Below are 14,041 nucleotides of genomic sequence, written 5' to 3'. Positions count from 1 at the left end.
CCGAGATCTACGCGCCGCGCCGATCAAAATGACCGTCGAGTTGACTGTCCATGCACGATGGTGGATAAACCACACAGTCCGGGGGAGATCCATGCGTAACACCAGAACGGTTCCGACAGCCCTTTCCGTGGCCGTCCTGGCCGTCGCGCTCGCTGCCTCCGGTTCGGCAACGGCATCAGCTCTGCCGGACCCGCCGGGCCGTGACAGCACGGACGCGCCGGACACCTCGGCCGCGGTGGAGGTGATCTCGCTCACGGATGCGTCGGGGACGACGACGGCGGCCGGTGCGGCAGGACTCGCGCCCGCCTCGAGTTCGCGCCTCGCGCCCAACGCCGCGTCGGGGACGCCTGCCGTACTGACCGTGCCGACGGCGACCGACACGTTCCTCGTCGCCGCGGTGACTTGGCGTGATGGGGAGAACCTGGCGGAGGACGCGCACGTATTCATTCGGGTGCTCGAGGGCGGGGTCTGGTCGGACTGGCTGGAGACCGAGAGTGACGAAGGCGCCGAGGGCGGTCAGGCGGTTGCCGGGACGGACCCCTTCGTCACCGGTGGCGCCGAGGCCGTGCAGGTGCAGGTCACCGGTCCGGCCGCAGAACTTCCGGCCGACCTCGGCCTGACGCTGATCCCAGCGGACCCGTCGGAGGATGCACAGGTCAGTTCCGATCCGGGCGAGGCCCCGGCCACGTTGCCGGACGCCGACCTGACGGCGGTGCCGATGGGCGAGCGGACGGAAGCCGCGCTCGCGGCGGACCCGACGAGCGAGATCTCGACCCCGGCGAGTGCGACGGCGGCCGCCGCATCGGTGGCTGCCGCACCCGGGACCGACGCGGCGGAGCCCTTGGCCACGACGGCGGCTGCCACGTCGGGGGTGAACCTGCCCAATCCTGGCGTCTACACCCGTGCGCAGTGGGGCGCCGACGAGACGATCATGACGTGGCGGCCCTCCTATGCCGGACTGCAGGCGGCAGTCATCCACCACACGGCCGGGACCAACAACTACACGGCCGACCAGTCCGCCTCGATCATCAGGAGCATCTACCGCTACCACGCGATCACTCGGGACTGGGGTGACATCGGGTACAACTTCCTCGTCGACAAGTTCGGCCGGATCTTCGAGGGACGCACAGGCTCGCGTACCGCGGCGCCCGGGCAGATGACCATCGGCGGCCATGCCCGGCCGATGAACACCCACACGATGGGCGTGTCCGTGATGGGCACCTACACGGAGGCGCCCGCCTCGAGCACGGTGCTCCGTTCGGTCGCCAACGTCATCGCCTGGCAGTTCGGTCGCGCGGGCCTCGACATGACGGCGCGAAGCGGGCTGGTCTCGACCGGTACCGGGGTCGTGCCGAGCGGGGTGGAGCTGCCTCGGATCTTTGGCCACCGCGACGTCGCGCAGACGGCGTGCCCTGGCCTGATCAGGACGCAGATCGACCAGCTCAGCATGATGGTCAGCAGCCAGTTGCCCAACCTCTTCTACCTCGCGAACGAGTTCACCACCACGGCCGACGTCCGGTTCCGGTACGGGCAGCGAGGTGCCAACGTCTACGTCGGCGACTGGGACGGAGACGGTGTCGACACCGTCGCGACCAGGGTCAACCAGCTCTTCTACCTGACGAACACGAACGGTTACTCGGAGGCCGCCACCGTCGTCGCGTTCGGTCGCCCGGGGGACGTCGTCCTCGTCGGGGACTGGAACGGGGACGGGCGGGACACCTTCGCCGTTCGGCGCGGCAACATGTACTACATCATGAACACCATGGGCAGCGGGACCGCGGACCGCGTCATCCCCTACGGACGCGCAACCGATCAGGTCGTCGTCGGCGACTGGGACGGGAACGGCACGGACACGCTCGGCGTTCGGCGAGGGAACATCTACTATTTCCGAAACTCCCTGACCGGGGGCGTCGCTGATCGCGAGGTCGCCTACGGACGCAACACCGACGTCGTGCTCACCGGGGACTGGGACGGCAACGGCACGGACACCTTGGCCGTGCGACGCGCGAACCAGTACTTCATCGCCAACTCACTCTCGTCGGGTCCGGCGAGCACCGTCGTCTTCTACGGTCGAGCCACGGACGTCGTGCTCGTGGGCGACTGGAACGACGACGGGCGAGACACGCTGGGCGTTCGCCGCCTGTGACGTGTCCCGGGCGTGCCTGTGGCAAAATCACGGTTCACGTTCGGGGAGTGGAGTGAGCATGGCGAGAGTACTGACCGAGCCGGAACGGGTGGATCCGGGCCGGATGCGCCGCATCGTCGACTTCCTCGAGCTACGCCGGCCAGAGCTCCAGGTGCTTGCCCTGCTGTTCATCGCCGCGGACCTGTTCCTGATGCTCGCCTACCTGTACTTCCGGCTCGAGTCACCGGAGTCGTGGCCATGGGATATCCGCAGCGAGCACGGACTCGGCGAGCGTTACCAGTCGCTGAAGCAGTTCTGGTGCGTCGTGGTCCTCGGCGTCCTCTGGGTGCGGCGCAGGAGTTTCGTGGTCTTCGCATGGGCCGTCGTCATGGCGTACTACCTGGTCGACGACTCCCGACGGATCCACGAGCGCATGAGCGTCTACCTCGTCGAACAGGTCGATCTCGGCATCTCCACATCCGTCGGGGAGTTCATCTGGTACGCGGCCGTCGGGGCGACTCTCATCCTGCTGGTCGCACTCGGGTATCGACGGGCCGACGAGGTCACCAAGCGCCTGAGCCGGAAGATCGCCGGCTACTTCGTCGCCCTCATCGTCTGCGGCGTCGCGCTGGACTTCCTGCACGACCCTTTCGTCGAGATCGTGCCGATCGACATCGCGCTCACGTTCCTCGAGGACGGAGGCGAGCAAGTGATCCTCAGCGCGCTGACCGCGTTCCTGATCTGCCAGATCCTGCCCGGCGGCGACCGTCGGGCCGGCCCTTCCAGCACAGTGTGACCAGCACCGTGATGTCGGTCACGGCGACCTGCACGAGGGAAGGGCTACACGGCCTGACTGGTAGTGTGAACCGGTGACATCTGAGTCCGTTCGTGAGATCCGACCATCGGTACCGATCTGGCGACAGTGGAATCTGATCAGCAACTTCGGGCGCCGCGACCTGAAGGCGAAGTTCAACGGAACTCTGCTCGGTTGGGCGTGGTCCCTCGTCGTTCCGCTGGCGACCCTTGCGATCTATACGCTCGTCTTCTCGATCGTCTTTCGGATGGTCCCCCCGCCGATGGGCAACGGCAACGAGGGCATATTCGTCGTCTGGCTGTTCTGCGGCCTCGTGCTCTGGTCGTACTTCTCATCGTGCGTGAACGGCGGGATGGGTGCCCTCCTCGGTAGCGGCCCGCTCCTGCAGAAGATCTACTTCCCCGCGTACGCGCCCGTGCTGGGTGCCGGGCTTGCGGTCGGAATCCAGAGCCTTATCGAACTCGGCATCCTCGCCATCGTGCTCGTCGTGCTCTTGAACGTGTCGTGGACCTGGTTGTTGGTACCCCTTGTGCTAGCCCTTTTCGTGATATTCACTGCGTCGGTTGCGACGATTGTTTCGGTGATGAACGTGTATTACCGTGACCTGGCCCACCTCGTTTCGGTGGCGTTGCAACTCCTCTTCTATCTGACGCCGATTATCTACAACCCGGAGATCGTCCCGCTGTCATGGAACGGAATTCCCCTGCGTGCGATCGTTGAATTCAGTCCGTTGTCGCAATTCGTGGAGTTGTTCCGGGCAGCCATCTACGACCTGACCACGGGTGATCTCAGCACCTGGATCTCCGTGACGATCTGGACGGTTGTAGCCCTCGCGGGGGCGATGTTCGTGATGAAGCGTCGTGGCGGCGACCTGAGCGAGGCGCTATGACCGACATCGCCATCAAGGTCGATCACCTCAGCAAGACCTTCCGACTCCAGACCGAGCGGCGCAACTCGATCAAGGAGATGTTCGTCCGCGGCAAGTCCAGGGGCGTCCACGACTTCCACGCGCTCCGGGATGTCTCGTTCGAGGTCCCCCGCGGTTCGACCTTCGGGTTGGTCGGACACAACGGGTCCGGCAAATCGACGCTGCTGAAGATCCTGGCCGGCGTCTACCGGCCGTCCGCCGGGCAGGTCCTCGTCGACGGTCGGGTCTCGGCGCTGCTCGAGCTCGGTGCGGGCTTCCATGGTGAACTCACAGGGCGCGAGAACATCTATCTGAACGGCGCGATCCTCGGGCTCTCCAAGAAGCAGATCGACCGGTCGATGGACCAGATCATCGACTTCGCCGGGATCGGAGAGTTCATCGACTCGCCCGTGAAGGTCTACTCCTCCGGTATGTACGTCCGGCTCGGATTCAGCGTCGCGGTGACGCTGGACCCGGAGATCCTCATCGTCGACGAGATCATCGCGGTGGGCGACGAGGAGTTCCAGCGCAAGTGCTTCGACCACCTCTTCGAGCTCCGGCGCAGAGGCACCACGATCGTGCTGGTCACCCACTCGCTCACGCTGGCGGCCGAGCTCTGCGACCAGGGCATCTGGCTCGACCACGGACGCCCCCGGGCCCTCGGCGACGTCAGCGACGTGATCGACGGCTACCTCCTGGACGTCAACGCCAAGGAGTCGGCGGCCAGGGCCGAAGCCGATGCGGCGGCCGGTGGCGAACCGGGCGACGTCGGCGACGAGGTCGCGGTGCCGATCCCGCGCCAGGGATCCGGCGAGATCCGGATGACCAAGGTGACGCTGCACGATGCGTCCGGGGCCGAGGTCGGGTTCGTCACGCCGGGCGAGGAGTGCACCGTCCGGGTGCACTATCGGAGTACGCGATCGCTGGAGGACGTGACGTTCGGACTCGCGTTCATCCATGAGTCGGGCATCACGGTCGCCGGGCCGAACTCGATGCAGGACGATCGCCGGTACGACATCGAGCCGGGCGAGGGCTTCGTCGACTTCTACAGTGCGGCGCTGCCGCTGCAGCCGGGGGCGTTCAACATCAGTACGGCGATCGTGGACAAGGGTCACACCTATGACTACTCGGACCGCGAGACCGAGCTCCGGGTCCGCGCCGACCACGCTGTGCGTGAGCCTGGCCTCACACGGATGCTCGGACGATGGAGTGCCGAGCCGTCGCTACCGGTGGAAGGAAAAGCATGACCGAAAGCATTCAACTGGCCGACGTGTCGCGGGCACTGTTCCTGCTCTCGATGGACGACGGTGACCAGGCACTCGCGGCGCTGACCGCCAACTGGGAGCCGTCCGCCGAGGTGTTGGGGGACCTGACGAGTGCCCTCGCTGCCCCGACTGCGGCCGAGCGGGCTCGCGGCCTCGGCGACGCCTTCCGCGATCATGCGTTGCCCCATGATCACGCGAACGAGTGCTATCGCGCGGCGTTCTACTTCTCGGGAGCCGCCGAGGAGTTGTCGTCGAACCCGCTGTACGCGCACTATCTCGCGCACCGGTCGGGCGCCATCCTCGACAAGTGGATCCACTACTTCCCCGTGTATCACCGCCACCTCGAGCGGTACCGGGGCAGGGCGGTCCGAGTGCTTGAGATCGGCGTCTACCGCGGCGGTGGCCTCGACATGTGGCAACGGTACTTCGGTGCCGAGGCGACGATCGTCGGTCTCGACGTCGACGAGGCCGCCGTGCGCGCAGTGGACGGCCGCTACGTTGTGGAACTGGGCGACCAGGAGGACCCCGAGGTCCTCCGCCGCATCAACGACCAGTACGGGCCGTTCGACGTCATCATCGATGACGGTGGCCACACGATGGGGCAGCAGATCGTCACGGCCGAGACCCTGTTTCCCCTGCTGCTCGACGGCGGCACGTTCATCACCGAGGACTGCCACACGTCGTACTGGGACTACTACGAGGGCGGGCTCAAGCGCGAGGGGACGTTCATCGAATGGGTCAAGGACCGCGTCGACGACGAGCACTCGCGCTATGACCTGGCGGTCGACCGGACAAGCGTCTGGGCCACACACCTCGACGGTGTCCACGTCTACGACTCCGTCGTGGTGCTCGACAAGGCCGAGCGGTTCCGTCCGTTCAGCGAGGTCGTGGGCAGCTCGTCGTACCTACGCTCGGACCGGCTCGCCGAGTCCTACCTGGCGGATGCGCTCGCTTCGCGGGACCAGCTCCAGGCGGAACTCGACGCCATCCGCGGTGAGGTCACCGCGCTCCGGGACGAGATGGACAGGACCGTGGACAGGTCCGCGACGGAGGTCATCGAGAACGACCGGAGCGCCAGGCTCGCGCTACAGCGGATGCGTCGTGAATCGGTCGAGACGAACGCCGAACTCGAGCGACTGACGACCGACCTGGCCTCGGCCAACGGCCGGCTCCTGGAGAGCTGGGAGCAGATCCGGCTGATGCGTGGTTCGGTGTCCTGGCGTCTGACCGCGCCGATCCGCGGCGTCCGGCGAATGATGAGCCGCTGAGTATGCCGTTGCGGGGTCGGAACCGGCCGCGGGTCCTCGACGGGCCTGGGGCGAACCTGCGAGTGGAGTCCGGGGACGTGGGCCTGCTGGCCGCCGCGACGAAGGTCGCAGTGGTGGCGCAGTACAGCGCCGACGGACGTGTGGGTCGCTCCCTGACGGAGTATCTCCGCCAGTTCGTGGCGAACGGATACACGCCGCTGGTGGTCTCGACGGCGCCGGCCGAGCTGGTCTGGACCGTGCCGCCGCCGGAGGGCGTTGTGGTCACTCGCAGGGAGAACCTCGGGTACGACTTCGGATCCTGGACCGTCGGACTCGACCGGTTCCCGGAGGTGACCCGGCTGGAGCACGTGGTCCTGACCAACGACTCGATGGTCGGCCCGTTCGCGCCCATCGATGACCTGCTCGCGGACTACGAGAGCACCGGGGCCGATGTCTGGACGTTGACCGACTCGTGGCAGATCGCACATCACTTCCAGAGCTACTTCGTCGGATTCCGGCGCGGCATCCTCGCGGAGCCCGCCCTCAGGGACTTCTTCGCGAACGTGAGGGTGGAGCCCACGAAGATGGACGTGGTGATGCGCTATGAGCTGGGGCTGAGCCGGGCCTGCGTGGCGGGTGGCTACGCACCCACAGCCCGGTTCCGCTCGCACGACGTGACGCAGGATGCGGTCAATCCGACGCTCGGCGCGTGGCGGACGCTGTTGCAGCGCGGATTCCCGTTCGTCAAGCGGACCTTGGTGACCGATCCCTCCACCGGCCCCGGTGGCGACAGGATCGGTGAGGTCGTGCGGGCGATGTACCGGCAGGAGATTGACGAGTGGCTGTAACGGAGGATCGATGAGACGGATCACGGTTGCCGGAGTGCGCCGCAGGCTGGCGCGCTACCGCGGAATCGCCAAGGGCGCTGTTGTCACCTATCTCCAGGATGGCACGTTGCCGGGTCGTGATTCCTCGCGCGCCGCCGTCGACTTCGGGGCCTGGCTACGCCGCGGGGCGGGTCGCAAGGCGTCGGGCCACCCGGACAGCTGGCGGATCGATCCGCAGCTACCGCTGGACGAGCCCGCCCGGGTCGCGGTCCTTGTCCACGTCTTCTACCCCGAGCTCCTGCCGGAGCTGCTCGAGCGACTCGCCGCGATGCCGGTCGAGTTCGACCTGGTCGTCACCAACTCCTCGGGGAAGGCGGTGAACCTGGCCGGCGTGTCGGCACCGATGCTGCGCAACTGCGTCTCGTTCGACACCGAGAACCGCGGCCGCGACATCTTCCCCCTGGTTCAGGTCGTCAACGCCGGAATCCTCGACCCATACGAACTCGTGCTCAAGATGCACACCAAGAAGAGCGCATGGCGTACCGAGCGAGTCGATCTTGAGGGTTCTGGTGACGCCTGGCGGGCCGGTTTCATCGAGGAACTCGTCGGCGACGGTGACCGGATCCGCGCGATCCTCGGCGCTTTCGCCGAGGACCCGAACCTCGGGCTGGTCACCGCGGAGGGCAACGTCGTGGGACCCGAGCACTGGGGGGCCGACGAGCCGATCACGCGCGAACTCCTACGCCGCATCGAGCTCGACGTCGTCCATGACGACCTCCGGTTCGCGGCCGGTTCGATGTACTGGGTCCGGGCGTTCGTCCTCCAGGGTCTGAGGTCGCTGAACCTCACGGCGGCGGACTTCGAGGACGAGCGGTCCGCACACATCGATGGCACCACGGCGCACGCGCTGGAGCGCTCGATCGGGATCCTCAGCCGGGAGGCTGGCCTGACCGTCGAGGACACCCGCCATGTCCGGGAGCACCCGGCCGCGGAGGAGGGGTGGACCCGGTTCACCCTTGACGCACCACGAGTGCCTGCGGCTCGCTTCGTGCCGTTCTACCTCCCGCAGTTCCACCCGACGGAGGAGAACGACGTCTGGTGGGGCAAGGGATTCACCGAGTGGACGAATGTCACCGCGGCGCGGCCCGTCTACCGAGGTCAGCACCAACCCCGGTTCCCGACCGAACTGGGCTTCTACGACCTCCGGCTCGACGAGATCCGGGAGCAGCAGCGCGAGCTGGCCCAGGATCATGACATCGCCGGATTCATGTACTACCACTACTGGTTCGCGGGGCGACCGCTGTTGGAACTGCCCGTGAACCGGCTCGTCGAGGGTGACGTCGAACAGCCCTTCTGTCTCATGTGGGCGAACGAGAACTGGACTCGGCGCTGGGACGGCCGGTCCAGTGACGTGCTCATCGGTCAGGACTACGACAAGGTGCCCGCGGAGCAGTTCATCGACGACGTCGCGCACCTGCTCAAGGACCGACGGTATCTACGGGTCAACGGCAAGGCGGTGCTGGCCATCTACCGACCCGGTCAGATTCCCGATTTTCCCGCTGTCGCCGCGACCTGGCGGGCGCACGCCCGGGAGGCCGGCATCGGTGAGCTGTTCCTGCTCTCGGTGAGCGTCGCCGAGGAGTTCGACGGGCTGACCTCCGGAGCCGCGGACTACGGGCTGGACGGGTCACTCGGATTCCCACCGCACAACCTCTCGTGGGTCGCGGGACCGGCTGAACACCTGTCACTGGATCCGGCCTTCCGGGGCAACCTGATGAGTTATGGTGCCCTCGTCACCGAAGCCATCAAGAAGCTGCGAACGATGCCGGACGACTACTACCCGGGCGTCATGGTGAACTTCGACAACACGGCGCGCCGGCAGTGGCGGCCCGACCTCTGGTACGGATCCAACCCGTACACGTTCCGTCGCTGGCTCGCGGAGTCCGTGCACGCCGTCGCCCACAGGCCGGCGGACGAACGGATCGTCTTCATCAACGCGTGGAACGAGTGGGCCGAGGGTGCGATCCTCGAGCCCACCGACAGGTTCGGCCGCACGTATCTCCAGGCAGTCCGGGATGTCGGCCGGTCGTAGGGCGACGCCCCGTCGACACACTCCCACCCGATCCGGACCGGTCGCCGGTCCTCGGTGTTGCCCTTGGATCGCTCGGCCACCGGGGTGGCCACCGGTTCAGTGCCCGGCTGCCCTGGTCAGCACCGACGTCTGCTCCGGGTAGGGCAGGGTCGGGGTGAGCCCTGTGAACCGCGTCTCTACCAGCCCGGACTTCTCGATGGCCTTCCGGTACCGCCGCCGCCGGGTGTTGTCGAAGACGATGATGCCGTTCTCGGCCAGGTGCGGGATGGCGGCCCTGAGACACGCGGCACGCGCCCGACCATCGATCACCACCACGTCGAACAGACCCCCGACCGCGTCGATGGTGGTCACGTAGGCCTTGAAGTCCAGACCTGCGTTGCCCGACTTCAGTGACCCGATCGCCGGATGCTCGGATCGCTCCGGCTCCACGAGGTGGAAGGTGACGTCCTCGAGCTTCGCCAACTCGGGACCGATCGTCTTGGCGAACCCGGCATGGTGCTCCACGGTGTGGATCTCGCGAGCTCGCCGGGCCAGCCAGAACGTGCTGGCGCCGGAGCCGTACTCGAACACCCGGAGGTCGTCTGGGCGGGCGTCCAGAACCTGTTCGATGTGGTCGATCGCGTCATAGGTCCACCACGGCACGCCGAGCTCCACGATGGCCATCGAGTCGTGGACGCGAGTCAGGCTGTACGCCCAGTGCTGCAGTCGGTGGCTGCGGACCGGTGGATTCTCGCTGAGGACCTTCGCCCTGGTCAGCAACCGCCCGGTGGCGCGCATGGCTTTCGCGTATGTGCTCTTGACCAGGTAGGGCAGGTTACCCAAGCGTTTCACCTTCAGTGGGAGCAGGAGTCGGCAATCGGCGCCCCGTCCGCAGCCAGAGCAGGCCCAGAATACCGCCTCCCGCGTCCACGACCATCAACAGCAGGCGCGCGATCGCGGCCACGGCCACCGCGGGTCCGGGTTCAAGACCGGAGATCGCCACGAACAGGATCTCACGGACTCCCGCTCCCGCCGGTACCGGAACGGCGAGGAACCCGATGATCCACGCGGCGATCGCTGCGAAGGCGATGCGAGCAGGCAACTGCTCGTATCCCAGGGCCTGCGTGACCGCCACCGAGGCTGCGCCGACGAGCAGCCAGGTGGGGACCGCGCTCAGGATCAGGGAGAGCATCGTCCGGAACGGTGGTGCGGCGATGCGGATGCGCCCCTTCGAGACACGATCCAGAAGCCCGAGCAGGCGCCCGGAGACGCTCGGATGGGCGCAGACCACACCGATCGGCACCAGGGCCAGGAGAAGCATCTCTGGCCCGACCCGCCCACCATCGACGGTGAGGAACGGAGCCAGGAGTCCGGATGCGAAAGCGGCGCCGACGCACATCAGCGCCAGGGAGAGCATGGTGCTGGTGTAGGCGAGGCCGCGCGGCACGCCGCCCCGTGAGGCGAGTTCCCCGCGACCGACCACCGGCCAGATTCCGCCGGGGATGTACTTGCCGAGTTCGCCCACGAAGTACCAGCTGGTGACGAAACGGAGCGGGCGCACCTCGTCGAACGTGGCGAGCGTGCGCTTCCACAGCACCGCCAGTCCGAACATCGACGCCGCGCTGGCGAGCAGTGCCACCGCGATCCAGCCCGGATCGGCCGTTGCGACCGCCGTCGAGACGGTGGACCAGGAGTCGATCAGGGCCTTGGCACAGAGAGCAAGTGCCGCCACCGCCGCCACGAGTCCCACCACTCGCAGCAGGACCTTGCGCCGAGGGTGGGAGGTCTGCCCCGGCACCTTCGGGACCCGCGGTGCCGCGTCAGGCGATGAGGGCGTCATTGCAACGGATTCTAGTCGCCGCACCCGACCGAGCACGGCCCGCGACGAGCGGCGCGCCATGATCCGGGAGCGTGGTCGACGCGTGCGGACGGGCACGCGGGCGGGGGTGGGTTCGGGAGAGCGACATCTAGCGACGGCTCTCGCCCATGGCCCGGATCCGCCGTCGGAGCAATGGCACGATCCCGATCCCCGCGAGCAGCAGGACGCACACCAACGAGATCGCAGCTCCGCGGGCGCCCGATTCGGGCGCGTACGTCAGCTCCACCTGGTGGACACCCGCCGGGACCTCGACCGCGCCGCCGGCGTAGTCGGCGGACACGATCTCAACGGGGTCTCCGTCGACCGTCGCGACGAAGTTCTCGACGTTGTCGGAGATCACCACCAGACCGGGTTCGGTCGCCGTCACGTCGACCAGGATCGTATCTCCGCTGTCCTCGACGACGGTGAACTCCGTGGTCGAACCAGTGCCCGTGAGGGGAGTCTCGGGCGCGTCCGAGAGGATCACGGTGCCCTCGGGAGCAGGATCGTTGGCCATGGCGTCGAGCCGTTCGGCCGGGTCCGGGATCACGATCGCGTCGCCGGCCCACCGGATCCTCGGCAGCGCCGTCGGTCGCTCCCAGATGATCAGGCCCTCGCCCGCGAAGACGAGCTCGAGCCCATCGGACGGAACGGGCGGACGGACCGCCAGCACCTGCAGATCTCCGTCCGATTCGAGCGCTGCGGTGACCGGGGCATCGACGGTCACCCGCACCGTCAGCGCGTCGCCGGTGTCGGGGAAGGCGCCGCCGCCGATCGGGGTGAGGGCGACCGGCACCTTGACCTGGTTCGTCGTGGCCCGCACGTCGACCTCGTTGCGGGCTATCGTGCCATCGGTACCAACCACCTCGACGGAGACGGTCGCAGCCTCGTTCACCGTCATCGGGATGTGCAGGCCACGCAGTTCGCCGGGCGCGATCTGGGCCTCATATGCCTGTCCGGGCTCCAGCAGCACCGGTTCCGAGGGTTCACTGACGGCATCCTCGACGCCGGCCAGCGGGGCCGGGATCGGACCGGGGTAGCTCGACTCGGCGTCGGCCACCAGGTACCGGACCCCGAACCGGTCCAGGCCGGGCTGGATCCCGAACTGGGTGACCGCGCTCGAGAGCACGCTGTAGGTCGGTCCGATGAAGGCGCGCTCGTCGATCGCAGTCAGCACGGCCGCCATATCCTCCGGGACGAACGCATGGCCGTTGAGGGTACGCAGTCCGAAGTACTGGTTGGTGTTCGGACGGATCGGGTGTCCGAGCGTGGCGATCCGGTCGTGTCCGAGATGCTCCTGGAGGTATTCGATGCCGGCACTGGTGCGGAAGAAGGCGTCCCGTTCACCGGTCGGCCAGTAGAACGCCGTGGCCGGTACTGCCTGCAGCGGCACCGTGACCACGACGAGAGCGAGCGCGATCCACCTGGGCCAGGACCGACGCAGGCCGATCAGAACCAGGACTCCCAGGGCCAACATCGGCACCACGGCGACCAGGGCGTCACGCCACGCGTACTGGCTGATGTCCAGGATGCGACCGGAGACGAGCAGGCCGGCTCCAGCGACCGCCAGCAGGGTGACGGCCGCGACGGTGAGCACCGTCGGCAGCGTGAAGGCACGGGCCTGGCCCTGCGAGTCCGAGCGGAGGTGGTCGATACCGGCGGCGGCGAGCAGGGCCACGGGCAGGCCGAGTTGGGAGCGCATTCGGCCGATCGGGTTCCCGCTCAGGAAGGGAAGGTTGTTCATCCAGTCGGACCAGGGGCCCTGGAACCAGATGAGTCCTACGACCAGCACGATCGCGCCGAGACAGAAGAGGCCGACCGACCGTGGGATGCCGCCTCGGACCGTCCGCACGACACCGAGCGCGGCGAGGATGACCACCATGCCACCCAGGTAGCTGTTGACGTCCATCGGGCTCAGACCGGACCACAGGTAGTTTCCGGAGAACGACTCGGGAAAGATGGTCGTGAGCATGAAGTGCCGTGAGTTGACGCCGAAGAAACCGTCCTCGCGGTAGGAGAGATCCGTCTCGCCGAGGAGTTGGTCCGCGAATGGCAGCAGTTGGAATGCCGTGACGCCCACGCCGACCACCACCGCACCCGCGAGGATTGCGAGGTCGCGCAGAATCGGGCGCACGGACCTCCGATGGCGGACGAGAGTACGGACCAGGGCGTAGATGCCGGCCAGGTACAAGGTCTGTGCTGCCACTGCGGGGAACCCGCCGAAGAGCAGGAGTGCGGTGGCGATCGCGACCGGCACCGCGTCTCGGACCCGCCGCTCCTGGGAGAACCGCTCGATGGACCAGAAGAGCATCGGGATGATCGTGGCGACTGCGGTCTGCGGCCAGTTCGTCCACGCGATGATGAAACCGGTCATGGGATAGATGAACGCGGCGAGCCCGGCCCCGAGCTTGCTCATCCCGAGTCGGCGCACCAGCAGGAACGTGAACGTCGCCGCGAACGCCATCTCGAGCAGCTTCGACCAGGCCGGCGCGAGCCACGTCGGCAGGATGAAGAAGACCCAACGGCCGGGGGAGATCATCCCGTAGTTGATGGTGCCCAACAGCGGGAAGCCGCCGACGTTCGCCGACGTCCACATGGCGAGGTCACCCTGGAGGAGCCGCACGTGGACTTCGTGCATCGCCGGCAGGAAGTAGTCGAGCTGATCGGAGACGTAGACGGACGTCGAGGATGCTTCGTCCGAACCGGGCAGTTCCGACCAGGGCCTGAAGAGTTCGAACAGATCCAGGCCGGTGAAGACGTTGAGTCCCAGCAGGGAAGGGCCCAACCGCAGTGCGACGAACGCCAGTCCCAAGGCGGCCAGTATCAGCCCCAGAGTCCGCTCCGGCCGCGTCGATCGCTGGAACAGTGGTGCTCGATGATCCTGGACGCCGGGAGCGACCGGCTGTGGCTCGCTCTGATTGGTCGAG

At 67.2% G+C, this 14,041-nt stretch carries 10 protein-coding genes; 7 read left to right on the top strand and 3 right to left on the bottom strand.

What is annotated here, in order from left to right; translation table 11 throughout:
• Positions 1 to 91 precede the first annotated feature (91 nt).
• The 7 genes from GKS42_RS18800 to GKS42_RS18770 all read left to right on the top strand — a co-directional run bounded on the left by GKS42_RS18800 (position 92) and on the right by GKS42_RS18770 (position 9,277).
• Positions 92 to 2,146, top strand: coding sequence for an N-acetylmuramoyl-L-alanine amidase (locus tag GKS42_RS18800; RefSeq protein WP_168217895.1), 2,055 nt, complete (start codon positions 92 to 94; stop codon positions 2,144 to 2,146).
• A gap of 58 nt (positions 2,147 to 2,204) precedes the next feature.
• Positions 2,205 to 2,921: a hypothetical protein gene (locus GKS42_RS18795; RefSeq protein ID WP_154795212.1), complete on the top strand. Its 717-nt coding sequence runs from the start codon at positions 2,205 to 2,207 to the stop codon at positions 2,919 to 2,921.
• A 73-nt stretch (positions 2,922 to 2,994) separates the two neighbouring features.
• A complete protein-coding gene (locus tag GKS42_RS18790) occupies positions 2,995 to 3,828 on the top strand; it encodes an ABC transporter permease (protein WP_154795211.1) in 834 nt (277 codons plus the stop codon).
• On the top strand, positions 3,825 to 5,093 hold the full coding sequence (locus GKS42_RS18785; RefSeq protein WP_154795210.1) for an ABC transporter ATP-binding protein: 1,269 nt from the start codon (positions 3,825 to 3,827) through the stop codon (positions 5,091 to 5,093). The genes GKS42_RS18790 and GKS42_RS18785 overlap by 4 nt, the downstream gene beginning before the upstream one ends.
• Positions 5,090 to 6,379, top strand: a complete 1,290-nt coding sequence (locus GKS42_RS18780) for a class I SAM-dependent methyltransferase (RefSeq protein WP_168217894.1) — start codon at positions 5,090 to 5,092, stop codon at positions 6,377 to 6,379. Before GKS42_RS18785 ends, GKS42_RS18780 begins: the two co-directional genes overlap by 4 nt.
• A gap of 77 nt (positions 6,380 to 6,456) precedes the next feature.
• Positions 6,457 to 7,206, top strand: a complete 750-nt coding sequence (locus GKS42_RS18775) for a rhamnan synthesis F family protein (RefSeq protein ID WP_168217893.1) — start codon at positions 6,457 to 6,459, stop codon at positions 7,204 to 7,206.
• 10 nt (positions 7,207 to 7,216) lie between these two features.
• The gene (locus tag GKS42_RS18770) at positions 7,217 to 9,277 is read left to right on the top strand and encodes a glycoside hydrolase family 99-like domain-containing protein (protein WP_154795207.1); all 2,061 of its coding nucleotides are present in this window, start codon (positions 7,217 to 7,219) and stop codon (positions 9,275 to 9,277) included.
• Positions 9,278 to 9,373: 96 nt separating this feature from the next.
• Here GKS42_RS18770 and GKS42_RS18765 read toward each other — a convergent pair whose 3' ends face one another.
• The 3 genes from GKS42_RS18765 to GKS42_RS18755 all read right to left on the bottom strand — a co-directional run bounded on the left by GKS42_RS18765 (position 9,374) and on the right by GKS42_RS18755 (position 13,926).
• Positions 9,374 to 10,099, bottom strand: a complete 726-nt coding sequence (locus tag GKS42_RS18765; RefSeq protein WP_210769217.1) for a class I SAM-dependent methyltransferase — start codon at positions 10,097 to 10,099, stop codon at positions 9,374 to 9,376.
• The gene (locus GKS42_RS18760; RefSeq protein ID WP_168217892.1) at positions 10,092 to 10,997 is read right to left on the bottom strand and encodes a lysylphosphatidylglycerol synthase domain-containing protein; all 906 of its coding nucleotides are present in this window, start codon (positions 10,995 to 10,997) and stop codon (positions 10,092 to 10,094) included. Before GKS42_RS18760 ends, GKS42_RS18765 begins: the two co-directional genes overlap by 8 nt.
• 226 nt (positions 10,998 to 11,223) lie before the next feature.
• The gene (locus tag GKS42_RS18755; protein WP_154795205.1) at positions 11,224 to 13,926 is read right to left on the bottom strand and encodes a DUF7657 domain-containing protein; all 2,703 of its coding nucleotides are present in this window, start codon (positions 13,924 to 13,926) and stop codon (positions 11,224 to 11,226) included.
• Between the last annotated feature and the right edge of the window lie 115 nt (positions 13,927 to 14,041).

The organism is Occultella kanbiaonis, assembly GCF_009708215.1.
GTDB lineage: Bacteria > Actinomycetota > Actinomycetes > Actinomycetales > Beutenbergiaceae > Occultella > Occultella kanbiaonis.
Note: the sequence above shows the minus strand (reverse complement) of the source record. Positions and strands in the feature narration are given on the sequence as shown.

What these genes read in the sequence shown, in the direction of transcription:
- GKS42_RS18770 (WP_154795207.1), top strand. Translation starts at nt 7,217, where the DNA reads ATGAGACGGATCACGGTTGCCGGAGTGCGCCGCAGGCTGGCGCGCTAC.
- GKS42_RS18795 (WP_154795212.1), top strand. Translation starts at nt 2,205, where the DNA reads ATGGCGAGAGTACTGACCGAGCCGGAACGGGTGGATCCGGGCCGGATG.
- GKS42_RS18785 (WP_154795210.1), top strand. Translation starts at nt 3,825, where the DNA reads ATGACCGACATCGCCATCAAGGTCGATCACCTCAGCAAGACCTTCCGA.
- GKS42_RS18800 (WP_168217895.1), top strand. Translation starts at nt 92, where the DNA reads ATGCGTAACACCAGAACGGTTCCGACAGCCCTTTCCGTGGCCGTCCTG.
- GKS42_RS18780 (WP_168217894.1), top strand. Translation starts at nt 5,090, where the DNA reads ATGACCGAAAGCATTCAACTGGCCGACGTGTCGCGGGCACTGTTCCTG.